This is a genomic window from Actinoplanes sp. CA-051413, assembly GCF_050955795.1.
Taxonomy (GTDB): Bacteria; Actinomycetota; Actinomycetes; order Mycobacteriales; family Micromonosporaceae; genus Actinoplanes.
On sequence record NZ_CP192100.1, the window covers coordinates 7,827,737 to 7,851,363 of the forward strand.

The 23,627-nt window shown below is 70.9% G+C and carries 19 protein-coding genes and 1 riboswitch; of the genes, 13 read left to right on the top strand and 6 right to left on the bottom strand.

Annotation, left to right across the window (positions count from 1 at the left end):
• Position 1: 1 nt before the first annotated feature.
• Complete coding sequence (locus tag ACQP2Y_RS36810) at positions 2–1,003, bottom strand: aldo/keto reductase (RefSeq protein WP_433720780.1); 1,002 nt, start codon at positions 1,001–1,003, stop codon at positions 2–4.
• Positions 1,004–1,061: 58 nt separating this feature from the next.
• Here ACQP2Y_RS36810 and ACQP2Y_RS36815 point away from each other — a divergent pair, with 58 nt between their 5' ends.
• The 10 genes from ACQP2Y_RS36815 (at position 1,062) to ACQP2Y_RS36860 (ending at position 11,550) form a co-directional block, all read left to right on the top strand.
• On the top strand, positions 1,062–1,691 hold the full coding sequence (locus ACQP2Y_RS36815; RefSeq protein WP_433720782.1) for a TetR/AcrR family transcriptional regulator: 630 nt from the start codon (positions 1,062–1,064) through the stop codon (positions 1,689–1,691).
• A gap of 56 nt (positions 1,692–1,747) precedes the next feature.
• Positions 1,748–3,151 carry an AAA family ATPase gene (locus ACQP2Y_RS36820; protein WP_433720783.1) on the top strand — a complete coding sequence of 468 codons (1,404 nt, stop codon included), beginning with the start codon at positions 1,748–1,750 and terminating at the stop codon, positions 3,149–3,151.
• A 20-nt stretch (positions 3,152–3,171) separates the two neighbouring features.
• The gene (locus tag ACQP2Y_RS36825) at positions 3,172–3,519 is read left to right on the top strand and encodes an ArsR/SmtB family transcription factor (protein WP_433720785.1); all 348 of its coding nucleotides are present in this window, start codon (positions 3,172–3,174) and stop codon (positions 3,517–3,519) included.
• A complete protein-coding gene (locus ACQP2Y_RS36830; RefSeq protein ID WP_433720786.1) occupies positions 3,516–3,971 on the top strand; it encodes an SRPBCC family protein in 456 nt (151 codons plus the stop codon). The genes ACQP2Y_RS36825 and ACQP2Y_RS36830 overlap by 4 nt, the downstream gene beginning before the upstream one ends.
• Entirely contained in the window at positions 3,968–4,726 is a 759-nt protein-coding gene (locus ACQP2Y_RS36835) for an alpha/beta fold hydrolase (protein ID WP_433720787.1), read from the top strand. The genes ACQP2Y_RS36830 and ACQP2Y_RS36835 overlap by 4 nt, the downstream gene beginning before the upstream one ends.
• 106 nt (positions 4,727–4,832) lie before the next feature.
• Positions 4,833–5,411: a TetR/AcrR family transcriptional regulator gene (locus ACQP2Y_RS36840; protein WP_433720789.1), complete on the top strand. Its 579-nt coding sequence runs from the start codon at positions 4,833–4,835 to the stop codon at positions 5,409–5,411.
• Between the two features lie 3 nt (positions 5,412–5,414).
• On the top strand, positions 5,415–7,151 hold the full coding sequence (locus ACQP2Y_RS36845; RefSeq protein ID WP_433720790.1) for an ABC transporter ATP-binding protein: 1,737 nt from the start codon (positions 5,415–5,417) through the stop codon (positions 7,149–7,151).
• A gap of 61 nt (positions 7,152–7,212) precedes the next feature.
• Entirely contained in the window at positions 7,213–9,174 is a 1,962-nt protein-coding gene (locus tag ACQP2Y_RS36850) for an ABC transporter ATP-binding protein (RefSeq protein WP_433720792.1), read from the top strand.
• A 100-nt stretch (positions 9,175–9,274) separates the two neighbouring features.
• Positions 9,275–10,333, top strand: coding sequence for a hypothetical protein (locus ACQP2Y_RS36855; protein ID WP_433720794.1), 1,059 nt, complete (start codon positions 9,275–9,277; stop codon positions 10,331–10,333).
• A gap of 125 nt (positions 10,334–10,458) precedes the next feature.
• Positions 10,459–11,550 carry a hypothetical protein gene (locus ACQP2Y_RS36860; protein WP_433720796.1) on the top strand — a complete coding sequence of 364 codons (1,092 nt, stop codon included), beginning with the start codon at positions 10,459–10,461 and terminating at the stop codon, positions 11,548–11,550.
• An 86-nt stretch (positions 11,551–11,636) separates the two neighbouring features.
• On the opposite strand, the gene ACQP2Y_RS36865 is transcribed toward ACQP2Y_RS36860, so the two are convergent.
• Both ACQP2Y_RS36865 and ACQP2Y_RS36870 read right to left on the bottom strand, forming a co-directional pair.
• Positions 11,637–14,921, bottom strand: a complete 3,285-nt coding sequence (locus ACQP2Y_RS36865; RefSeq protein ID WP_433720798.1) for a Calx-beta domain-containing protein — start codon at positions 14,919–14,921, stop codon at positions 11,637–11,639.
• A gap of 14 nt (positions 14,922–14,935) precedes the next feature.
• Positions 14,936–15,015, bottom strand: a riboswitch (cyclic di-GMP riboswitch).
• A 230-nt stretch (positions 15,016–15,245) separates the two neighbouring features.
• Complete coding sequence (locus ACQP2Y_RS36870) at positions 15,246–16,430, bottom strand: hypothetical protein (protein WP_433720800.1); 1,185 nt, start codon at positions 16,428–16,430, stop codon at positions 15,246–15,248.
• Positions 16,431–16,473: 43 nt separating this feature from the next.
• Between ACQP2Y_RS36870 and ACQP2Y_RS36875 the strand changes: the two genes are divergently transcribed.
• The 3 genes from ACQP2Y_RS36875 (at position 16,474) to ACQP2Y_RS36885 (ending at position 19,849) form a co-directional block, all read left to right on the top strand.
• Positions 16,474–16,800, top strand: coding sequence for a TfoX/Sxy family protein (locus ACQP2Y_RS36875; protein WP_360816065.1), 327 nt, complete (start codon positions 16,474–16,476; stop codon positions 16,798–16,800).
• A 271-nt stretch (positions 16,801–17,071) separates the two neighbouring features.
• On the top strand, positions 17,072–18,580 hold the full coding sequence (locus ACQP2Y_RS36880; RefSeq protein ID WP_433720803.1) for a family 16 glycosylhydrolase: 1,509 nt from the start codon (positions 17,072–17,074) through the stop codon (positions 18,578–18,580).
• 81 nt (positions 18,581–18,661) lie between these two features.
• Positions 18,662–19,849, top strand: a complete 1,188-nt coding sequence (locus ACQP2Y_RS36885; RefSeq protein ID WP_433732199.1) for a hypothetical protein — start codon at positions 18,662–18,664, stop codon at positions 19,847–19,849.
• On the opposite strand, the gene ACQP2Y_RS36890 is transcribed toward ACQP2Y_RS36885, so the two are convergent.
• From ACQP2Y_RS36890 to ACQP2Y_RS36900, 3 genes are read right to left on the bottom strand one after another with little or no spacing between them, the layout of a single operon-like run.
• Complete coding sequence (locus ACQP2Y_RS36890; protein WP_433732201.1) at positions 19,850–20,731, bottom strand: sulfotransferase domain-containing protein; 882 nt, start codon at positions 20,729–20,731, stop codon at positions 19,850–19,852.
• 2 nt (positions 20,732–20,733) lie between these two features.
• Positions 20,734–22,263, bottom strand: coding sequence for a lipopolysaccharide biosynthesis protein (locus ACQP2Y_RS36895; RefSeq protein ID WP_433720805.1), 1,530 nt, complete (start codon positions 22,261–22,263; stop codon positions 20,734–20,736).
• A complete protein-coding gene (locus ACQP2Y_RS36900; protein WP_433720807.1) occupies positions 22,260–23,624 on the bottom strand; it encodes an O-antigen ligase family protein in 1,365 nt (454 codons plus the stop codon). Before ACQP2Y_RS36900 ends, ACQP2Y_RS36895 begins: the two co-directional genes overlap by 4 nt.
• Positions 23,625–23,627: the final 3 nt, after the last annotated feature.

Genomic DNA, 23,627 nt, shown 5'->3' on the forward strand with positions numbered 1-23,627 from the left:
CTCAGGGAATAGCGCCGGCTCCGAAGACCCAGCGGGCGTTCTGGTTGATGAAGTCACCCGGGAAGCCGAGCTCGAAGCCGGTCGCCGCCGCCAGCCGGCCGCACTGCTCGTCGGAGAGCTCGACGGACAGCGCCCCGAGGTTGTCCTGGAGCTGGGCCAGGCGCCGGGCGCCCAGGATCGGGAAGATCGCCCGGGACCGGGTCCTGATCCAGGCCAGGGCGACCTGGGCCGGAGTCGCGCCGATCTCCGCCGCGACGGCCAGCACGGCCCGGACGACGGCGTGCGTCCGCTCGTCCACGCTTGCGCGGTCCAGCCGGGTGCTGCCCGCGTCACCGTCCACTGTGTACTTGCCGGACAGCACTCCGCCACCCAACGGGCTCCACGCCGTGACGGCCAGGCCGAGCGCCTCGGCCATCGGCAGCAGCTCGCGTTCCGCGTCCCGCTGCACCAGGCTGTACGGCACCTGCAGACCGATGAACGGGCTCCAGCCCCGCCACTCCGCGAGCGTGTTGGCGCGGGCCACCACCCAGGCCGGCGCGTCCGAGATGCCGACATAGAGGATCTTGCCGGCCCGTACGGCGTCGTCCAGGGCGCGCATCGTCTCCTCGATCGGCGTCGCCCGGTCCCACATGTGCACCCAGAAGACATCCAGGTAGTCCGTGCGCAATCGGCGCAGGCTGGTCTCCAGGGAGGCGCGCAGATTCTTCCGGGCATTGCCACCGGCGTTGGGATCGGCGGCGTCGCGGGTGACCGTGTATTTGCTCGCCAGCACGAACGGGTCCCGGCGGCCCTCGAGCAGGTCGCCGAGAATCTCCTCGCTGGCCCCGCCGCGGTAGTTGACCGCGGTGTCGATCGCATTGCCGCCCGCCTCCGCGTAGGCGTCCAGCATGTCGCGGCACTCCTGCGGCGGCGCCCCGACACCGCCCTGCTCACCGAAGGTCATCGCCCCGAGGATCAGCTCGGAGACGCGCAGTCCGCTCCGGCCCAGCGTCCGATATCTCATCAGGCGACCATACAGCGTGTCTGGTTGGGGTGTACAGACATGCTGTTAGGCTCCCGGCATGGCCGCGAAGAAGGACGCCCGCCGCACCACCGCTCCGAGCGAGGGGGCGGAGCTGCGCGAACGCATGCTCAGCGCACTACGGGAGCTGCTGGACGAACGCCGCTTCGAGGCGATCAGCGTGGCGGACGTCATCGCGCGGGCCGGGGTGTCGCGGGCCAGCTTCTACTTCTACTTCCCAGGCAAGCAGGCGGCGCTCGCCGAGCTGGTCCGCCGCGCGGTCGGCCAGGGCCGGGAGGCCGCGACCCCGTGGACCGACTCGTCCGACGCGCCGGCCGACGCGCTGCGCGCGGGTGTCGCCGCCGGGGCCGAGTTGTGGCACGCCAACGCCGGCGTCCTGAAGGCCGTCGTGGAGAGCTGGCACTCCGACGACCAGCTCCGGGAGCTGTGGCTGGCCCAGATGGACGTGTTCACCGACGCCGCGGTGGCCCGCATCGAGGCCGACCCGGTGGCCTCGGCGGTGCTCGCCGGTCAGGACGTCCGGGCGGTCGCCGCATCATTGAGCTGGCTCGGCGAGCGGCTCTACTACCTCGCCGCGGCCGGGGTGCCGCCCTTCGACGACCGCGAGGTGCTCGTCCGGACGCTGACCCACGCCTGGGTGTCCACCCTCTACGGAGAGGCCGGCCGGTAGGGCGTGTTCGCCGATCGGGCCACGGATGCCGGCTGCGTTGGCTAGCGTCCGGACGCATGGATGAGCAGACGGCAGCCTTCGTCGCGGTTTTCCGGACCTTCCTCGAGGAGGTGGTCAGCGCCCAGCACGCCGAGGAGTCGTCCGGCGAGCCTGGACTGGTCGCGCTGCTGACGGATCATCTCGGCGCCGATCCGCGCCGGCTGCCGGTGGTCAGTGAGGAGTTCCCGGCCTATCGGCTCGCCGATCTGGACGTCGCGCTGGACGAGATCGAGCAGCGGGCCGGGCCGGCGACGCTGCTCGGCATCGGCGGCGGGGAGCAGCGCCGGCACCACTCGCTCAGCGAGATCCTCGAGGCGTCCGGACGCTTCCAGCAGTTCCCGGTCGGCGCGGTCGACTACAGCAGCACCGCGACCGGGCCGGACAGCACCCGGGAGATCGTCTCGTTCGGGATGCGGCTGTTCTCCTTCGACGGCGTGCCGGTGGCGGTTCTGCAACGCGGAGCCGACCCGCGTACCGGCAGCGCGAACGCCCGGATGGAGGTGCTCGCCGCGGCGCCCGGCGTGGCCGCCGCACTGATCGGCACGGTCCGGGCGGTCATGCTGGAGCGGTCTGTCCTGCGCGGGCAGGTTCTGACGCTGGGTGGCTCGGACTTCGAGCCGGGCGTCGGCGGTATCACGTTCCACCGCCGGCCGGTCCTGGCGCCCGACGACATCGTGCTGCCCGCCGGGGTGCTGGAACGGCTGCAGCGCCACGTCGCCGGGGTCGCCCGGCACCGGGACCGGCTGCGGGCCGCGGGCCAGCACCTCAAGCGCGGCCTGCTGCTCTACGGGCCGCCGGGCACGGGTAAGACCCACACGGTCCGCTACCTGCTCGGCGCGCTGCCCGACCTCACGGTCATTTTGCTCGCCGGGCCGTCCATCCAGTACGTGTCGGAGGCCGCCCTGATGGCGCGGGCCCTGCAACCGGCTCTCGTGGTGCTGGAGGACTGCGACCTGGTCGCGGAGAGCCGTGACCACCACGGCGGCGAGCAGCCGCTGCTGTTCGCGGTGCTGGAGGCCCTCGACGGGTTGAGCGACGACGCCGACGTGGCGTTCCTGCTCACCACCAACCGGGTCGACGTCCTCGAGCCGGCGCTGGCCCAGCGGCCGGGCCGGGTGGACCTGGCCGTCGAGGTGCCACTGCCGGGTCTGGCGGCCCGCCGGCTGCTGATCGCCCGGTACGCCCGCCGGCTCCCGTTCAGCGCGGACATCCTCGACGAGGTGGCCGAGCGTACGGAGGGGACCACGGCCTCGTTCGCCAAGGAGCTGGTGCGGCGGGCGGTGCTGATCGCCGCCGAGGACGACCGGGACCCCGGTGACGCCGATCTGCGGCAGGCGGTGGACGAGATGCTCGCCGAGGCCGAGAACGTCACCCGGTCCCTGCTCGGCACGTCGACAACCAACGGGTTGTACAACGAGTGAGTTGTGCGTACTGTCGGCCCATGCCCGTTGTGCAGGATGACCTGAGCCAGGTGTTCTTCGCGCTCGCCGATCCCACCCGGCGCGCGATCCTCGCCCGGCTGGCCCACGGCGACGCCACGGTCAATGAGCTGGCCGAGCCGTTGCCGATGAGCCAGCAGGCCGTCTCCAAACACCTCAAGGTGTTGGAGCAGGCCCAGCTCATCTCCCGCACCCGGACGGCGCAGTCGCGGCCCTGCGTGCTGGAGACCGGGCGGCTCGACGAGGCCGTCGAGTGGGTGGCCCGGCACCGGCAGGTCTGGGCGGACCGGCACGACCGTCTGGAGCAGCACCTCAGCAATCTGCGCAGCGCATCGGAGGGCACCCCGTGACCGGCACCGGCGAGCTCACCTTCACCCGGGTGCACCGCGGCTCCCCCGCGTTGCTCTTCGCCTGCATGACCGAGCCGGCTCACCTCGTGCATTTCTGGGGCCCGGCCGGCACCACGACACCGATCGAGGGCATCGTGGTCGACCTGCGGCCGGGCGGCGCCTTCGAGACCACCATGGTCAACGACGCCGACGGCAGCACGTACACGATGCGGGCGGTCTTCGCCGAGATCGATCCGCCGCACCGGCTCGTCTGGGTCGAGGCCGGCGTCGAGGGCGGCATGCGGACCACGGTCACCTTCACCGACCTGCACGACGGGCGTACCGAGGTCGTCACCCACCAGAGCAACGTGCCCGCCGCGTATCTCGCCGCCGGGGCCCAGGCCGGGTTCGTCACCAGCCTGGACCGCTACGCCGCCTACGTGGCCCAACTGACCAGCCAGGAGCCCACATGACCACCGTGACATCCGCCGACGGCACCGAGATCGCCTACGAGAGCGCCGGCAGCGGGCCCGCGCTCGTCCTGGTCGACGGGGCCATGTGCTACCGGGCCGCGGGCCCGATGCGGCCGCTGGCCGCGCTCCTGACGGGCACCTTCACCGTCTTCACCTACGACCGGCGGGGCCGCGGGGAGAGCAGCGACACCCAGCCGTACGCGACTGAGCGGGAAGTCGAGGACCTGCGGGCGATCGTGCGGGCCGCTGGTGGCCAGGCCGCTCTCTACGCCATGTCGTCGGGCGGCGCTCTCGCCCTGGCGACCGCCGCCGCCGATCCGGGCGTCACCGGGCTGGTGCTGTACGAGCCGCCGTTCCTGGGCGGGGACAAGGAATACACCGCGCGGCTCGGTGAGCTGCTGGCGGCGGGCCGGCGCGGGGACGCGGTCGCGCTGTTCATGACCACCGTCGGCGTGCCCGCACCGGTGATCGCCGGCATGCGGAGTGGCCCGGGCTGGTCGACCCTGGAGGCGATCGCCCCGACGCTGGCCTACGACGACACGTTGCTGGGTGACGGGCGGGTGCCGGGCGAGCTGCCGGTCACCGTACCGATGCTGGTCGTCTCGGGGACCGCAAGCCCGGCGGCAATGCAGCAGGCGGCGCAGGCGACGGCGGCCGCGTTCCCGACGGCCGAGCACCGCTCGCTGGCGGGACAGACTCACGACGTGCGGCCGGACGCCCTGGCCCCGATCATGATCGATTTCCTCCGGGGTTGAGCAGAACACCCATGACAAATATCAGTGGTTGAGTGAGTGCTCGCTCATTAAGCTCCTCTGAGTGACCTCCCCAGCCCAGAGTCCGCGACGCCGACGGGTGCCTGCCATGGCCCCCGAGGATCGGCGGGCCGCCCTGATCGCTGCCACCATCCCGCTGCTGCACGAGCACGGGCTCGACGTCAGCACCAAGCAGATCGCCCAGGCGGCCGGGGTCGCCGAGGGCACCATCTTCGGTGTCTTCCCCGACAAGAGGTCACTGCTGACCGCCGCGATGGTGCAGGCCTTCGATCCCGCGCCCACCATCGACGCCGTCGCCGCGATCGGTCCGGGCCGGGATCTGCGGGGGCGGCTGGCGGCCGCCGCCACCCTGATCATGAAGCGGTTCGCCCACAATGCCCGCCTGATGGCCGCGGTCCGGCACGCCCATCATGCCAACGATCCGGCGGGCATCGTGCGGATGAACCGGGCCCGCGAGCAGCTGCTCGCCGCCCTGACCGAGCTGATCGAGCCGGACGCCGCGCTGCTGCGCCGTTCACCGGCGGAGGTCGCCCGGCTGGTTCTGCTCTTCTGCGGAGCCAATACCTACGGCCCGTTCGCCGACCGGCGCTTCGACGGCGACGAGCTGGTGTCGCTGCTGCTCGACGGGCTGCTCGTCCAACCAGACCATTCACACGGGGGTGTCTGACCGGTGCTCGTCCGACTTCTGCGCGCGCGGCTGCGACCGTACGGAAAATCGATCTTCCTGGTCGTGCTCTTCCAGTTCGTCGCCACGCTCGCCACGCTCTACCTGCCCGCGCTGAACGCGGACATCATCGACAACGGCGTGGTGCCCGGCGACACCCGCTACGTGATGATGGTCGGCGCCGAGATGCTCGGCATCACGCTGGTGCAGATCGCCGCCCAGGTCGCCGCCGTCTACTTCGGCGCCCGCACCGCCATGGCCGTCGGCCGCGACGTGCGGGCCGCCGTCTTCTCCCGGGTGCTCGACTTCTCGGCCCGCGAGGTCGGCCAGTTCGGCGCGCCCTCGCTGATCACCCGCACCACCAACGACGTCCAGCAGGTCCAGATGCTGGTGCTGATGACGTTCCTGCTGATGGTGTCGGCCCCGATCATGTGTGTCGGCGGCATCGTGCTGGCGCTGCGCCAGGACGTGCCGCTGTCCTCGCTGCTGCTGGTCGTCGTGCCCGTCCTGGTCGGCGTGGTCACGCTCATCATCATCCGGATGCGCCCGCTGTTCCGCACCATGCAGGTGCGCATCGACAAGGTCAACCGGGTGCTGCGCGAGCAGATCACCGGCATCCGGGTGATCCGCGCGTTCGTCCGCGACGACCGCGAGCAGGCCCGCTTCGGCGTGGCCAACGCCGAGCTGACCGACGTGTCGCTGCGGGTCGGGCGGCTGATGGCGCTGATGTTCCCGACCGTGATGCTGCTGGTGAACGCCTCCAGCGTGGCGGTGCTGTGGTTCGGCGGGCACCGCATCGACGACGGCTCGATGCAGATCGGCGCGCTCACCGCGTTCCTCAGCTACCTGATGCAGATCCTGATGGCGATCATGATGGCCACCTTCATGTTCGTGATGATCCCGCGGGCCGAGGTCTGCGCCGAGCGCATCGAGGAGGTGCTGGTGCTGCCGTCCAGCGTGGTGATCGCGCCGCGGCCGGTCACCGAGCTGCGCCGGCACGGCTCCCTGGAGCTGCGCGGCGTCGACTTCCATTACCCCGGCGCCGAGGCGCCGGTGCTGTCCCGCATCGACCTCACGGCCCGGCCGCGGGAGATCACGGCCGTCATCGGCAGTACGGGCAGTGGCAAGACGACCCTGCTCAACCTGGTCCCCCGGCTGTTCGACGCCACCGGCGGCACCGTGCTGGTCGACGGCGTCGACGTCCGCGAGCTCGACCCGGTGCTGCTGTCCCGCACGGTGGGCCTGGTGCCGCAGAAGCCGTACCTGTTCAGCGGCACGGTCGCGTCGAACCTGCGCTACGGCAACCCGGACGCCACCGATGAGGAGCTGTGGACCGCGCTCGAAGTGGCCCAGGCCCGGGACTTCGTCGAACGGATGGAGGGCGGGCTGGAGGCGCCGATCGCCCAGGGCGGCACCAACGTCTCCGGCGGTCAGCGGCAGCGGCTGGCGATCGCCCGGGTCCTGGTGCACCGGCCCGAGATCTACCTGTTCGACGACTCGTTCTCGGCGCTGGACTACGCCACGGACGCGGCGCTGCGGGCGGCGCTGACCGCGCACATCGCCGACGCGACCGTGGTGATCGTGGCCCAGCGGGTCAGCACCATCCGCGACGCCGACCGGATCGTCGTGCTCGACAACGGCGTGGTCGTCGGCACCGGCTCGCACACCGAACTGATGGACACCAACCCCACGTACCGCGAAATTGTTCTTTCGCAGTTGACTGAGCAGGAGGCCGCGGCATGACCGAGCGAAGCGAGCGTCATGATCGCGTTCGGGGTCCGCTCTTTGTTTCAGGAGGCACAGCATGACTGCTCCAACTCGTCGTCCTGGACCGCCGATGGGCGGGCCCGGGGCCCGCATGATGGGCGGCGGGGGCATGCCGGCCGAGAAGTTGCAGGATTTCAAGGGTTCCAGCCTGCGGCTGCTGCGCATGCTGCGTCCGCAGCGGGTCCTGGTCGGGGTGGTGATGCTGCTCGGCATCACCAGCGTGACGCTGTCCGTCATCGCCCCGCGGCTGCTCGGCCACGCCACCGACATCATCTTCGACGGCATCGTCGGCAAGGGCCTGCCCGCCGGGGTCAGCAAGGCCGAGCTCGTCGAGCGGCTGCGCGCCGAGGGCGAGACCAACCGGGCCGACATGCTGGCGTCGATGGACGTCATCCCGGGCCAGGGCGTCGACTTCACCCGCCTCGGGCACCTGCTGCTCTGGGTGCTCGCGCTCTACGTGGCCGCGTGGGTCTTCGGCGTGTTCCAGGGCCGGCTGACCGCGACGGTGGTGCAGGCCACCGTGTCCCGGCTGCGCGAGCAGGTCGAGGCCAAGCTGGCCCGGCTGCCGCTGTCCTACTTCGACCAGCAGCCGCGCGGCGAGGTGCTGAGCCGGGCGACCAACGACACCGATAACATCGCGCAGACGCTGCAGCAGACGTTCAGCCAGCTCGTCACGAGCCTGCTGACCATCATCGGCGTGCTGGCCGTGATGTTCTGGATCTCGCCGTTGCTGGCACTGATCGCGCTGGTCACCGTACCGGTGTCGGTCTGGGTCACGACCCGGATCGGCAAGCGGTCGCAGCCGCAGTTCGTCGCCCAATGGGCGACGACCGGCCGGCTCAACGGCCACATCGAGGAGATGTTCACCGGCCACTCGCTGGTCAAGGTCTTCGGCCGCGAGCAGGAGGCGGCCGAGACGTTCCAGGAGCACAACGACAAGCTGTACGCGTCCAGCTTCCGCGCGCAGTTCATCTCCGGCCTGATCCAGCCCGCGATGATGTTCATCAGCAACGTGAACTACGTGCTGGTCGCGGTCGTCGGCGGGCTGCGGGTGGCCACGGGTTCGCTGTCGCTGGGCGACGTGCAGGCGTTCATCCAGTACTCGCGGCAGTTCAGCCAGCCACTCACCCAGGTGGCCAGCATGGCCAACCTGGTGCAGTCCGGGGTGGCGTCGGCCGAGCGGGTCTTCGCCTTGCTGGACGCGCCCGAGCAGTCCGCGGATGCACCCGCTCCGGTGCTCGGTGACACGGTCCGGGGCCGGGTCGCCTTCGAGGACGTGTCGTTCCGCTACCTGCCGGACAAGCCGCTCATCGACAACCTGTCGCTGACCGTGCAGCCCGGGCACACTGTGGCGATCGTCGGCCCGACCGGCGCCGGCAAGACCACGCTGGTCAACCTGCTGATGCGCTTCTACGAGGTGACCGGCGGCCGGATCACCCTCGACGGGGTCGACATCGCGACGATGCCCCGCGAGGAGCTGCGCGACCACATGGGCATGGTGCTGCAGGACCCGTGGCTGTTCGGCGGCACGATCTACGACAACATCGCGTACGGGGCCGATCACCCCACGCCGGAGTCCGTGGCCGAGGCGGCCGAGGCGGCCCACGTCGACCGGTTCGTCCGGTCGCTGCCGGACGGCATGGAGACGGTGATCGACGAGGAGGGCTCGAACGTGTCGGCGGGCGAGAAGCAGCTGATCACGATCGCCCGGGCGTTCCTGGCCGAGCCGAGCATCCTGATTCTGGACGAGGCGACGAGCTCGGTGGACACCCGTACGGAGGTGCTGATCCAGCGCGCGATGAACAGGCTGCGTACGGGCCGCACCTCGTTCGTGATCGCCCACCGCCTGTCGACGATCCGGGACGCGGACGTGATCCTGGTGATGGAGCACGGCGCGATCGTCGAGCAGGGCACCCACGACGACCTGATCGCCGCGGACGGGGCGTACGCCCGGCTGTATTCGGCGCAGTTCGCCCAGGCCGCTGTCGAGGTCGATTAGCGTTTCCCCCGCGGGACCCGACGCTGCCGCATCGGCCGATGCCGATGCGGTGGCGTCCGTCCTAGCGTGAGCGCGACAGCGTTCGGCTCCAGGGGGACTTATGAATGCGTTCCGGCGTCGTACCGCCGTGCTGGCCGGCATCCTGCTGCTGCTCACCGGCACGCCCGCGCGAGGGGCCGGGGCCGACACCACCGCGCCGGAGCTCGCCTCGATCGACCTGTCCCGCGAATCGATCACCGTGGCCGGCACCGATGTGGAGCTGCTCACCGTGAGCGTGCGCCTCACCGATGACGTCGGCGTGGTGACCAGGTACGACGGCGCCGGTGGCACGTCGCCGTTCCTGTTCTTCGGGAGCCGGGGAGTCCCGGTGAGTCTGGTGTTCGGCACCGGTATCCCCCAGGACGGCGTGTGGACCGGCGTGGTTGCGGTCACCTCGGACTGGGCGGCCCGCGAGCAGCCGGTTCAGGTCGTCGCGCAGGACGAGGCGGGCAACACCCTCGACGTCGACCCGCGCACGGTCATCGAGACCCCGGCGGTGACGGTGCTCAGCTCCCACACGCCGGTGGTCGACGTGACCGTGACACCGGACCCGGTCATGCCGAACGCCGCGGTCACGCAGACGGTGCGGGTGACGGACAAGGACACCGGCCTTCCGTGGCCGCGGCTGCCGATCGCGGTCGGCCTGGACAACTCCTGCCCCGAGGACGGCATCTCCACGGCTACCGCCCGGACCGACGCCAACGGCCGTTACCAGCGGATCTTCCCGGCCGGCCAGCTGTACCAGGTCGTGATGTGCGCCTGGGTGCCGGCAGCCAACGTGCCCGGACAGCGGTCCACCCGGATCGGCGGCGACGCCGCCTTCCCCCGGTACAAGTTCGTGGTCAGCGCGACCCCGGCCGCCACGTCGGCCCCGACCGGGACGAACGTCGCCGTCAACGGGTCGGTGGCCCCGCCGGTCCAGGGCAAGGTCGTGCAGCTGCAGCGGCTGTACGGCACCGAATGGCGGACGGTGGGCACCGCCGGGACCAGGGCCAGTTCCCGCTACACCGTCGTGGCCACGCCGCCCGGCGTGGGTGTCTGGACGTACCGGGTCTACGCGCCCGGCGACACGAGCCATGCCGGGAGCATGTCGCCGGCCTTCACCATCCGGGGTACCTGACCGGTGCGATCCGGTTGTGCGCCGGGTCGCGGGGCCGGTACTTCTCAGCTCCGCGGCCCGGCTCCCGACAGTTGCGGCTACGCGGCCCAGCTGGGGGCGGCGTGAGCTGAGCCGGGGGTCGCACGGTGCGCAGGATTCAGAAGCTGGCCGCCGTGGCAACGGCCGCCGTGATGCCGGGCATGCTGCTGAGCGCACCCGCCCGCGCGGACGTTCCCGCGGCGCCGCAGCCGTGCTGGCAGCCGGCCGACGGGTGCGGCTTCGCTGTTGCTCCGGGACGGGCCTACACCATCGGCGCGTCGTATCAGGCGGGGGCGATGGTGCGGGCGGTCGCTTACACGTACAGCGCCGGTGCGGGGTGGCGGAAGTGGTTCGACGGGACGCCGTACGGGCGGTCGGCGGCGTGGGCACCACTGGCCACCACCACGCCCGCTGTGCCGTCCGGCACCGAGCGGATCGGCGTCGACTTCCCGGGGGCCACGACGGTTGATGACGTCACGGTCGCCGCGGTCGCCCCCGCCCAGCGTCGGGTCGTCTACCGGCCGGCGCTGGGCCGGAAGTCGGGCCTGGTCACCAACTCGTTCGCGTACCACAACCCGAGGAGCAAGCAGGCGTTGCGCTCGGCGGTCTGGCACGTCACCACCGGTTCGCTGTTCGCCGCCGGCGGCACCGGCGACACCGGGAAGATCGACGACGGCTCCCCGGGCCCGCGCTCGGCGGTCAGCACCGGGTCGTCGGTCTTCCGGATGCATTCCGTACGGCGGGACTTCACCGACGTGCAGGTCGCGTTCCGGCTGAACATCGCCCATCAGACGTCGACCGCGTACACCCCGGAGAGCAGCTACGACGGGGTCCACATCTGGCTGCGCCACAAGTCGCAGTACGAGCTGTACGCAGCCAGCGTGGCCCGCCGCGACGGCATGGTGCTGATCAAGAAGAAGTGCGCGGGCGGCCCGGTGAACGGCGGCACCTACTACACGCTGGGCGCCGAGGTCCCCGGTGCGCCGATCGTGCGCAACAAGTGGCGGCAGGTGTCGGCAACGGTGCGCAACAACCCGGGCGGCTCGGTCACCGTCGTGCTGTACGTCGAGGGCCGGGCCATGGTCAGCGCGGTGGACACCGGGGTCGGCTGTGCGCCGATCCGGGCCGGGGCACCCATCGGCATCCGCGGTGACAACACGCGCTTCCGCTTCTCCGACGTCACGGTGACCGGGCTGTAGGAGTACTGGCGAACGGCGGAGGGGCGGCCCGTGTGGGCCGCCCCTCCTTCGTGCTGTCTGACCCGGTCGCTAGCGACCGGACCGGATCACTTGCTGACGATGCGCTTGGTGCCGGTCCAGTTGCTCAGGATGCCGAAGTTGGCGTTGGAACCCACGAGCGCCCGGAAGGTGTAGGCCGACTTGGACCGCAGTCCGGTGACGGTCCGGCTGTACTGCCCGTTGGCGTTCAGGATGCCGGTGCCGACGGTCGTCCAGGTGCCGTTGGCGTTGCGGCGCTCGAGCCGCACCGAGAGGCCACGGACCTTCGGGTTGCCGGTCACGGTGAGCGTGGCGGCACCCTTGCGGGGCGACGAACCGCCGATGACCGGCGTCTCCTTGAGGTACACGGTGACCGACTTCGACCGGACACCGTCGACCTCGACCGCGAACTGGGTGCCCCGGCTGGTCAGCGAGCCCGCGAACGAGAACTTGCCGCTGGCGCCGACCTCGAACGACTCACCGTACGGCTGGAGACCGGCGGTGCTGCCGAGCGTCTGGGCCATGGGAACCACGGTGGAGCCCGGCGTGGCGCTGCCGCTCAGGGTGACAGTGCCCGGGCCGACCCGCACGGTGGTGCTGGCGGCCAGGGTGGTGGCCACCGGCGTCACGGTGTCGTTGTCGTCCATGATCGTGACCGAGCCGGTGCCCTGCTTGACGACCACGCCGGCGGGGCCGGCCTTGCCGAGCATGACCTCGAAGTCCTCGTCGGACTCCTTGGTCTTGTCGTTGATGATCGGCACGTTGATCGTGGTCGAGTCGTGCGTCGGCGTGATCGTGGCGGTGCCACCCGACTTGGTGTAGTCGCTGCCGGCCTTGGCCGAGCCGTCGACGGTCCACCACGGCACCGAGATGGTCTGCTCGGTGGACGTCGTGTCCTCGTCGAAGGTCAGCGAGATGTCCAGGTCGACCGAACCCTCGCCCTCCTTGATGGACTCGCTGCTGACCGAGACGGCCGGCGGCAGGTCACCCGCGTCGTCGTTGATGCGGTAGTTGCCGACGTTGGTCTTGTAGCCGATCGCGCTCGGCACCGTCTCCGTCGCCGTGAGTTCGATCGTCTCGACCGGCTCGTCGATGGAGTCGTTGTTCAGGTCCAGCGTGCCCAGCGGGATCTCGCTGGTGGTACCCGCGAGCAGGGTGTAGGTGGCGAGCACGTTCTCGTCGTAGTCCGCCGTCTCGGCAGCGTCCTCGCCGCTGGATCCCAGCGTCAGCGTGAGCGGGATGTCCGCCTGCGCCGTGCCGACCGGGGTGGCGCTCACCTTGAGCGTGGTGCCCTCGGTCCCGGAACCACCGTTGAACTTGAGCGTCGGGACGGGATCGTTGTCCTTGATCGTCAACGTGGCGCTGTGCGAACCACCCGGCGCCGCCCCGGCCGCGACGAGAGTCTCGCCGGGCGCCCGGGTCAGGGAGAGCGTGGCCGTCTCGTCACCCTCGTAGACCTTGTCGCCGTTGAGAGTGATTTCGACGTAGCCGGTGGTGCTGCCCGCCGGGATCGTCACCGCGGCAGTCGGCACGTCGTAGTCCCGGCTGCCGATCGCGCCCGCGGTGGGGTCGGCGGTGACCGGGGTCAGCGTGGCGACGAGGTCGACGTCTCCGTTGGTGACACCCGACAGCGTGACGGGGAACTTGACCTTGTTGGTCACGTCGCCCTCGTCGAAGGTCGCGTTCCCGACGGTGAAGCTGGGCTGGGTGTCGTCGTCGACGATGGTGAACGGCTGCGGGCCCAGGCTCGAGGTGTTGACCGACATGTTCGGGCTCGAGAAGTTGATGTTCACGATCTCGTCGCCGGGCTCGTAGATCGTGTCACCGATCGTCTCGACCACGATCTTGCCGACGGTCGAGCCGGCCGGGATCGTCAGCGAGGTCGCCCCCGCGGGAATCGTGATCGAGCCCGAAGCCGACTTGTAGTCCACACCCGCCGTGGCAGTGCCGCCGCCGAGGGTCCAGTCCACGATGACCGGGATCGTCGACGCCTTGTCCAGCGTGAGCTCGATCTCCGTCTTCTTGGTGCTGGTGTTACCTTCCGGGCTCACCTGGTTGACGCTGAGCGAGACCTGCGGCGCGGCCTCATTGTCGCTGATCGCGCCGCTGGCGCTGGTCGGCGTGCCGAGGGCTGCGTTGACGGGGCTGGAGATTGTCGCCGTGAGTGCCTCGGGGCTGCTCTCCACGTCGTTGTCGTCGATGGTGTCGACGAGCGCCGTCTGCGACACCGAGTCCGCGGGGAACGTGACCGTCGTCCCCGCGAGCGGGGTGTAGTCCTTGCCCGCGGTGGCGCTTGCCGCCTGAGCTGTGGCCGGTCCGTCAGAAGTGCTGACGTTGACCGTGATCTCCTTCTCCGAGGCCGCGGTCAGCAGCAGCGGGAACCCGAGCGGGGATCCCTCCGCCACCTGGCCGGCACCGCCGAGGCTGACCGACGGCGCAGCGTCGTCGTCCTTGATGTTGATCGTGGTCTCACCCGCCGTGGTGTTCAGCGGGATGGCGCCCGTCACCGCCCCGCTCACCTGGACCTTGAAGTCCTGGAGGGCATCTTCGTTGCGCTTGTCGTCAACAACCTCGACATCGATGTAACCGCTGGTCTGGTTCTGCGGAATCGTGATCTTCGCGCCACCCGGGAGCGACTTGTAGTCCGGGTGATCCGGGTTGGCGACCTCGTCGACAGCAGTACCGTCCGCGGTCTCGACCGGGATGTCGATGGTGCTCCCGGCCGGATTGGACAGCGTTGCCGTGATCCGGACCTTCTTGTTGTCCTGCACCATCACGATGTTGGGAGCGACACCACTGGGCTTGGTGCCGGCCGTCTCGTCGAAGGGGCTGACCGAGGTCAGGCGATACGTCGGCTCCTCGCCGGCGTCCTCAATGGTGGCCGTGTCGTAGTCACTGCCGACGGGGGCCACGCTCTGACTGGTGGCAGTGAGGTCAAAGGTCTCGTCCGCCTCCGCGAGATCCCCGTCGACCCTCGTCTTCACGACCACTGTCGCGCTGGCGCCCGGTGCCAGAGACACAGTCGCAGGCTGCGGGTTGGCGATGTAGTCGCCGTTCGAGCCGGCGATGGCACTACCGTTCTGGGTGCTCAGCGTGTAAGTAACCAGTCCGGTACCGGGGCCCGCGTCGCGCTGGACGGTGAACACCGCGTCCTGGCCTTCTTTGACCGCGGACGGCGCAGTGACGGTCACTCCGTTCGTCGCGGCCGACGCGGGGGACGCGATCAGGATGGTCGGCACCAGGCCGACGACTCCCGCGACCGCGGCCGTCATTGCCGTCCGCAGCGACTTGGGGCCACGCAGCATGAACGGAACCGAGCCGCTCTTGGCCGCATGGGCTGGTGAATAGCGCATGTGTTTCTGTCTCCTTCGGCGGCTGGGCCGCCTCCCGCTCGGGAGGTCCCTGGCTTTGCGTCCCCGCCTCTCGACGGGTTTGCCTTTCTCGGTGCCGCACGCGACGGCTTGTGGTGCGCCGGCGTGAACCGGTTGGCGCGGGCACCTAGCGCGGGGACATAACTCGCACTTCGGAACTGCGCCGTCCGTACTGTAACCAGCGGATTGCCGAGTTGTGGGGGAATTGGACTTTTAGGCCGGATGGCCCCGTGGGTACGGTCTTGTGTCTATTTCGTCTCGGCCGAGCGGACCCTCTACCAGGCGAAATGCATCGGCGCGGCAGATCTAGACGACGACAAGACGAGCGCGGGCGACCGGGAACCAGGCGAGTAGCACGGCCAACGCCAACAGCGCCAGGAACGGCAACCGCCAGAACCGGTCCACCCCGTTCGGCAGTGGCGCCGGCGGGTCGGCCACCCACGGCCGCGCGGTCTTCGACCACGCCAGGAAGGCGTCACCGATCGGCAGCGCGCCGGCCGCATAGCGCTTGGACCACGGCGTCGACACCGGTACGCCGATCAGCTCCCCGTAGTTGCCCAGCGCCCCGGCCAGTTGCCGGTCGCCCTGCACGGCGGCCGCGCCCAGCGTCACCGCGGTGGCCGACAGGCTCACACCCAGCGGCAGCGGACCCGAGTCCACGTCCGCCGGCCCGTCCGTCCCGCGCGGATACTCCCGCACCGCGGGCCCCAGCCGCAGCGGCCGCACCACGAACAGGGACCGGAACCGCAGATACTGCTCGCGCGCGAACGCCGGGTCGATGTCGACCAGGAACCGCTGGATGATGCTCTGCGACGTGCCCCGGGCGCCCGAGGTGGGCCGGCCCGACACCGGATCGACAGTGTGCGGCAGCAGCCCGGTCGCCGGGTCGAGGCGCTGCCGGACTCCGGCCAGCCAGCGACCGGTCGTGCCGGCGTACCGGGGTGTCAGGAGCTTGTCGTGCAGGCGTAGGGAGGCGACCGCGACCGTCGTATCGACCGGCCAGGCCTGTCCCGGATAGGCCGCCAGGTACGGCGTCGCCGCCGCGTCCAGGGCCGTGGCCAGCGCCGCGGACGCGGACTCGAAGTCCCGCCGCAGCGCCGGGTCCGGCCCCAGAGAGAGAACGCCGCCTCGGAGCCAGTTGGTCCAGCCCTGATAGAAGACGCCGTACGCGGGGGTGAGAGCAGCGTCGAACGGCCGCCGACCGGCCGGTGACTCCAGCTGGGCCAGCGCCCAGCGGGCCTCGCGAGCGTCCTCGGCCGGGTCCGCCGCGGTACGGCCGAGGTCGACGCGGGCGAGGCCGTAGAGGGCGTACAGGAAGAAGTAGCCCTCCGGGAACAGTTCCTGAGCTTCCTGGGCGGCGCCGGCGTCGAGCTGCGCGCGCAGGAACGTCAGCTGCCGGCGTACCCCCGAGGTGTCCTGCGGGGCGACCAGCCGCACGGCCGCGACCAGGGCGATCAGGGTGACCACGACGGCCGCTGTCCGGCGGAGCATGACGCCGAGCCTAGGCATCGCCTGCCAGCGGTACGGTCGGGTCATGGCTTACGACGAGGCCCTGGCCGAGCGGGTCCGCGACCGGCTGGCCGAGCTGCCCGGGGTGACCGACAAGCGGATGTTCGGCTCGCTGGCCTTCCTGACCGACGGCCGGCTCACCGTCGGGGTCACCGGCGACGACCTGATGGTCCGGGTCGGGCCGGCGGCCGCCGACGAGGCGCTGACCCGGCCGGGGACCCGGCTGATGGAGATGGGCGGCCGGCGCATGCGGGGCTGGGTCCGGGTGGACGGCGCCGAACTCGACGACGATGTGCTCGAGGAATGGCTGATCCGGGCCCGCGATTTCGTCAGCACGCTGCCGCCCGGGTGAATCGCCCGGTTCTGCGTGGTCAGCGGCCGCACAACAGCAGGTCGACCCGCATTCATGCCAACCGGCACAACGACGTTCGCGCAGGCCGCGGCGGGTGGACATGTGCGGACACGACCGATTTGGACACGGGGGCAACGGTCGGCCGCGCATTAGTGCAGTCTTAAGCCCGCATTAGGCGCGGTTTTGCGAAGATGTGATCTTCACGGTGTTCCGGATACGCTCGGTCGTCGATCCACCACAAGGGAATATCTCCGAGGAAAGTAGACAGTTGATGTTGCGCAGGGCGCACGTGCCGGCCCATGCACCGGCACCGCGGCGGGGGATTCGCAGCACCCGATCGCTCACCATCATCGGCACCGCGGTGCTGGCCGTCACCGCCGGGACGCTGGTGCCCGTCTTCGCGGGCGACGACGACGGTCTCACCTTGCGGCCGGTGGCCGACACCACCGTCACCCAGGTGCCGCAGGACGGCGACACCAACGGCAAGACCACCCTGGCGAGCTGCCCGGCGCTGTGCGACGGCAACCCCAAGGGACGCCGGGACGCCACCCTGCAGTTCGCCGTCGACAAGCTCCCGGCCAACGCCACGGAGGTGAAGGCCACCCTGCGCGTCTACGCCTGGCACGACTTCGCCGCCCGGATCCTGGCCCGCACCGTCCCGGGTGACCTGGCCGCGGCGAGCAGCCCGGCCCAGCTCGCCGCCGTCGGCAGCGTGCAGGCGCTGGACAAGGTCTCCAAGGGTTACAACGAGTTCGACGTCTCGGGCTCGGTGCAGGGCAACGGCACCTACACGTTCGCCCTCTCCCAGGAGAGCCTCAACACCCGGGTCTACTGGGCCTCGCGGGAGAACTCGAAGGACAACCTGCACCCCGAGCTGGTGCTGTCGTACCGGACGCAGGCCAAGCCGACGCCGGGCAAGAGCACGCCGAGCACGGCCCTGCCCCCGGCGCCCTCGACCAAGCCGACCACGGCCGCGCCGACCGCCACGTCGCCGAGCGCGACGAAGCCGGCCACCACCGCCCCGGCGACCACCAAGCCGCCGGCCGCGCCCACCGCGCCGGCCGCCGACGGCTGGCGCCTGGTCTTCAACGACGACTTCACCTCCGGCAGCGTCGACAAGTCGAAGTGGAACCTGCGCGACGGCGAGGGTCGGTCGATCGACATCGGCTGCAACGTCGACGATCCGAAGAACACCTTCGTCAGCGGCGGCAACCTGACCCTGCGGGCCCTGAAGCAGTCCTCCACGTGCAGCTCGCAGAACCGGCAGTACACGCAGTCCTATCTGGACACGATGGGCAAGGCCTCGTTCAAGTACGGGCGCTTCGAGATCCGCGCCAAGTCGCCGAACAAGCCCGAGAGCTCCAAGGGCCTGTGGCCGGCGTTCTGGCTGCGCCCCGACGACGGCGGCAACGGTGAGATCGACGTGACCGAGCTGCCCGGCGGTCCCGGCTGGCACGACAAGTCGACCGCGGCCATCTTCTGGGACTACACGCCGGTCAAGCAGGACACCCGGATCGCCATGCCCGGCGGCGCGCACCCGGCCGACGGTTTCCACACGTACACCACCGAATGGGACGCGAAGTCGCTGAAGTGGTACATCGACGGCAAGCTGGTGTGGACCCGGGACAGCAGCACGACTCCCTGGTACGACAAGGCGTTCAACAAGCCGTACAACCTGCGCCTGAACTTCCAGGTCGGCGGCTGGCTGGGCAACCCGGACGCGAGCACGCAGTTCCCGGCGGACTTCGTGGTGGACTACGTGCGGGTCTATCAGCGCTGACACGTATCGCCTATCGTCGACGCCGTGGTCAACAAGTCAACGCGGACGTCCGTCCCGGGTCAGCGGACCCCATCCGATCCGCTGGTCGGGACGGACCCCGATCCCCGGGGCCGGCAGGACGGGCTGGGCTGGGTCACCCGCGCCATCTTCGGTGACCCCCGGCTGCGGGTGACCGTCGGCGACGACCCGGCCGCCACCGTCCGGTACGCGGTCATCCCGTCCCTGGAGCACGCCCGTTTCCTGCTCCCCCTGGCCTCCCGCAAGGTCACCGCGGCGTCCCTGCTGGCCTACAACGCCCTGCGTCCGCCCAAGGTCCGGGCCGGTCGCGCCGCCGTCGGCCTGCTGGCCAGAGTCGGCGCCCTGGGCCTGACCCGGGCACCGATCCTGTCCGTGCACGCCCCGGAGCGCGAGCTGCTGCTCTCCTCGTTCCTGGCCGACCAGCTCGGCGAGCCGGAGCTGCACGCCGCGATCGGCATCCGGCCGCCGGACCCGCACCACAAGCCGACCCTGCAGCTGTTCGACGCCCACGGCCGCCCCCGCGGCTACGCGAAGATCGGCTGGAACGACGGCACCCGCGCGATGGTCCGCGCGGAGGCCGCCACCCTGGCGGAGCTGCCGACCGGCAACGGCTTCCCGCCCGCCCCGCGGCTGATGCTGCACACGCAGTGGAACGGCCGGGAGATCGCCGTCATCGAGCCGATGCCCCGCCGGGTACGCCGGATCAGCAGGCCGGACAGTCCCCGCCTGGACGCGATGCTGGCGGTCGCCCGGTGGGGCTCACCCGCCACCGAGGCCCAGCCCGTGACGGCGCTGCTGGCCGGCTGGCGGGCGCGGGCCGAGGGCGCCGATCCCCGCATCCACGCCGCCATCGACAAGCTCGACCGGGAGCTGACGCTGGAGTTCGGCAACTGGCACGGCGACTGGGTCCCGTGGAACATGGCCCGGCACCAGGGTGGCCTGCTGGTCTGGGACTGGGAGAACAGGGCGCCGGGCGTGCCGGTCGGCTTCGACCTGGCCCACCAGGCGTTCCAGACGGCGCTGTCCACGCGGGGACGGCCCGCGGCCGAGTGCGCGACGGCCGTGGACGAGGCGTTGCGGCGTCACGGTGCCGCGCTGGGTCTGGCCGATCCGGTCCGGCAGCGGTTCGTCGCGGACGCCTACCTGGTGGAGCTGTGGCTGCGCACGTACGAGCTGTCGGGCGGGGGCGCGGGCTGGAACCCGAAGCTGCACCCCGCCCTGCTCGACATCCTCGGCGAGCGGCTGCCCTGACTAACTCCAGTCGAAGGTCATGCCCAGCCGCTCGGCCAGGGCGGCGTTGTGCGGGCGGTAGTACGCCGTCAGCTCCGCGCGTACCTCGTCGTCCATGCCTTTGCTGGGCCGGTCGTTGAAGACGTCGTAGGCGCCCAGGTCGTACGGCGGCAGCCCGATGAAGTCCAGGATCCGCGCGTACGTCGCCGCCGGCTCGCGGTACAGCGTCTCGCTGGCCACGAACAGCAGCTGCTCCCGGTCGAAGTGGTCCAGCCAGGGCGTCAGGTGCTCCAGGTAGCGGCCCCGGGCCCGGTACGAGTACCAGTCGTAGGCCTCGCTGAAGTAGTTCGGGTCGGCGAGCAGCTTCTCCCGCTCCCCCGCCGTCCGGGACTCCTCCGCCGCCAGTGCCGCCGCGAATTCCAGCGGCTCCACACCCTCGGTACGCCGTTCCTTCCAGTGCGAGTACGCGCGTTCCACCGGGTCGCGGAGCAGCACGACCATCCGGGCCCGCGGCATCAGCTGCGCGACCCGTGCGGCCACCAGGGGATGGAACATGTACAGCGGCGCGGCCTCGCCCACCTTCGGCGGTGCCCCGTGCTTGCGTTCCAGCGCCGCGCGTTGCCTCACCGTCGGGAAGTGCGAGCGGTACCAGGCCTCCCCGCGCGGCCAGTTCTCCTCGAAGTAGTGCGAGGTCTTGGTGTTCCACGCCGGGAAGAGCCGCGGCACCAGCGGGTGCTGGATCAGGTAACGCCACAGCGACGTGGTGCCGCCGCGCTTGGTGCCGATCACCAGGAAGTCCGGCAGCGGCCGCTGGTCGCTGGTGCGTTCGCCGTAGCGGACCAGCAGCTCACGGACCTGTTCCTTGGCGCCCTTGGGGGCGACGCTCTTGATCCGGTCCTTCACGGTCACGACGAGACCTCCTGGGTCGGTGCCGGCCGGAGCTGCGTCCGGACGTTGTGCAGGGCCGCGCGGACGCGGCGGTCGGCGAGGGCGGCGAGGCCGGCGGCGGCGATGACGCCGAGCGTGACGGCCAGGCCGGGCAGGCCACGGCCGGCGATCAGGACGCCGGTCGCGGCCGCGGCGCCGGTCGCGGCGATCGCCACCCCGGCGGCGAGCACGAGGGTACGGCCGAACAGCGGCTCGCCCAGCGCCCGCCGGGCCAGGATCGCGGCCAGCACGTTCTCGCAGACGATGCCGAGCGACCAGGCGACCGCCGCGCCCAGGGCACCGTGCCGCGGGATCAGCACCACGCACGCGACGACGTTGAGCACCAGCCCGGCGACGGTGGCGAGCAGGTGCCCGCGGCTGTTGCCGCTCATCAGCAGCACGGTCTGCACCAGGCCGACGCCGACGTTGACGAGCATCGCGACGGCCAGCACAGCCATCGGGGTGGCCCCGGAGCTGAACTCACGCCCGAACAGCGCCAGGAAGGCCGGCGCGAACACGGCCAGGATCAGGTAGGCCGGCCAGGAGAGCAGGACGATCCACAGGGTGGTCCGCCGGTAGACCCGGGCGGCGTCGGCGCGCCGGCCGGCTCCGAGCAGCCGGGAGAGCTGCGGTGCGATCGCGACCCGCAGGCCCTGCATGATGAGCAGGCCGGCCAGCGCGTACCGGCCGACGGCGGCGAAGACACCGGCCTCGGCCTGGGTGGCGAGGGCGCCGGTGAGCAGGACGCCGACCCACATGCTGCTGGCGTCGATGGCCACCGAGGCGGCCCGGGGCAGCGCGAAGCCCCAGAACGTGCGCCAGTCGGCCCGTACGGACCGCAGGCTCGCGCCCGCACCCAGTCCGAGCGGGCGCACGACCAGCAGCAGCGCCAGCACGACGGCCGCGGCCAGCGGCAGCAGCCAGCCGCCGAAGCCGAGCAGCACCCCGCCGCCGGTCAGCACCGCGGCGATCATCAGCACCGGCCGGGCGATCGGCACGAGCAGAAACTGCACCCCCACGTACGCCGACACGGACCGGGTGGCCCGGACCGCCGCGAGCAGCACGGTCGAGACCACGACCAGCGGGACACCGATGGCGGCGAGACGGATCAGCGCCGCGCCGTCCGGGTCGTCGAGCAGTGCCCGGGCGATCGGGCCGGCGGCCAGCAGTCCGGTCGCGGCGACCACCAGGGCCAGGCCGAACGTCGGCAGCACGGCCAGTGGCAACAGCCGGGCCGCATCACCCTGCGGGCCGAGCCGGCGCCGCGGGATGGCCCACATCAGGCCGGTGTCCGCGCCGAAGCAGCAGATCGCGCCGGCGATGGTGACCAGGCCGATGACGCTGAACAGCGCACCCGAGCCGTCGGCACCGAAGGCCCGGACGATGACGGTGGTGAGCACGAATCCGAAGGCGCCGTTGACCGCCGCACCGACCAGTCCGATGGCCCCGCTGCGGGTGCTGCGGCGCACCTCGGTGTCGGCGGGACCGGGCGCGGCGACCGCTGTCATGCCGGCACTTCCTTCGGGCTGCGGTTGACCGGCCCGTCCACCGCCGCCAGCCCGAGGCCGAGGGCGAAGAACAGCACCGACATGTTGGGGTCGATGTAGGAGTAGAACGGCGTCACGATCGCGGCGATGATCGGCAGCGCGCTCAGCCACAGCCCGGACGGCGTCACGGCCGCCGCCAGCCGGCGCGCGATCACCAGCAGCAGCAGGTAGAAGCAGAGCGTCGCCGGGATGCCGTGGCTGTAGAGCAGCTGCCAGATCATGCCCTGGGTGCCCAGCGGCTCGGACGCGTGCGTGGTGTCGACCGAGTTCGGCTGGCCGAAGCCCAGCAGCGGCGAGTGCACCACCGCGGCCCAGGTCTGTACGTAGAGGTCGAAGCGGTCCGACGTGGTGTCCGTGCTGGAGGTGCGGTTGGTGATCAGGTCGAAGACCGGGATGAACAGCGTGACGATCCAGCCGATCAGCAAGATGCCGACGACGGGCAGCAACAGCCGGACCCGGCCGCGCATCACCTCCCGGAACAGCAGGTAGGCGACCCCGGCGCCCAGGCCGATGAACATGCCGCGGTTGAGCGTCAGGAACGCCGGGACCAGCGACAGCGGCAGCGAGACCAGCAGCACGATCCGCATCGGGCCGCGGCGCACCGACGTCAGGTACGCGAGCACGAACGGCACCAGGAAGCTGTACGCCGTACCCCAGTTGTTGGTGTACGGGTACGGCGCCGCCGGCCGGTAGATCGGGTTGCGGCTGAACTTGTTGAACTCCGTCGAGTCCAGGTGGGTGATGTCGAGGATGTACCGCTCGGCCTGCACGCCGTGCGGCAGCACCAGTTCGAACGGGCTAGGGAAGCTGAACGTCGGCACGAGCACGCCGAGCCAGCCCAGCGCCACCATCGACAGCCAGAAGATCGCCAGCGGGTTGGCCACCTTGGTCCACGGCACGCCGTCGCGGATCAGGTTGTAGACGTAGATGCCGACCAGCAGACCGGTGACCAGGTGCCCGAGCCGCAGGCCGAAGATGATCAGGTTGGTGACATAGTTCAGGCGGGTGGCGCTCACCGTGACGATGCCCAGGAAGATCAGCCACAGCACGGTTCCGGTGGGCAGCCGGATGTTGCCGCGCGAGGTCAGCAGGGACAGCAGCACCGCGCCGAACAGCGGCCAGGCGATGTAGAAGAGCCCGAGACCCCACCACAGCGGCAGCAGCGCGAACATGCCGACGATCGGCCACACCGGGAGCTTCGCCTGGCGTACCGCCCAGGCGCCCGGCTCCAGCACGCCCGGCTCGACCAGGGCGACCGCGCGGGCCCGGGCCGGCGCGGACGCCCGCGCGGTCCGCCGGCCACGCACGATCGTCCTGGCCAACGC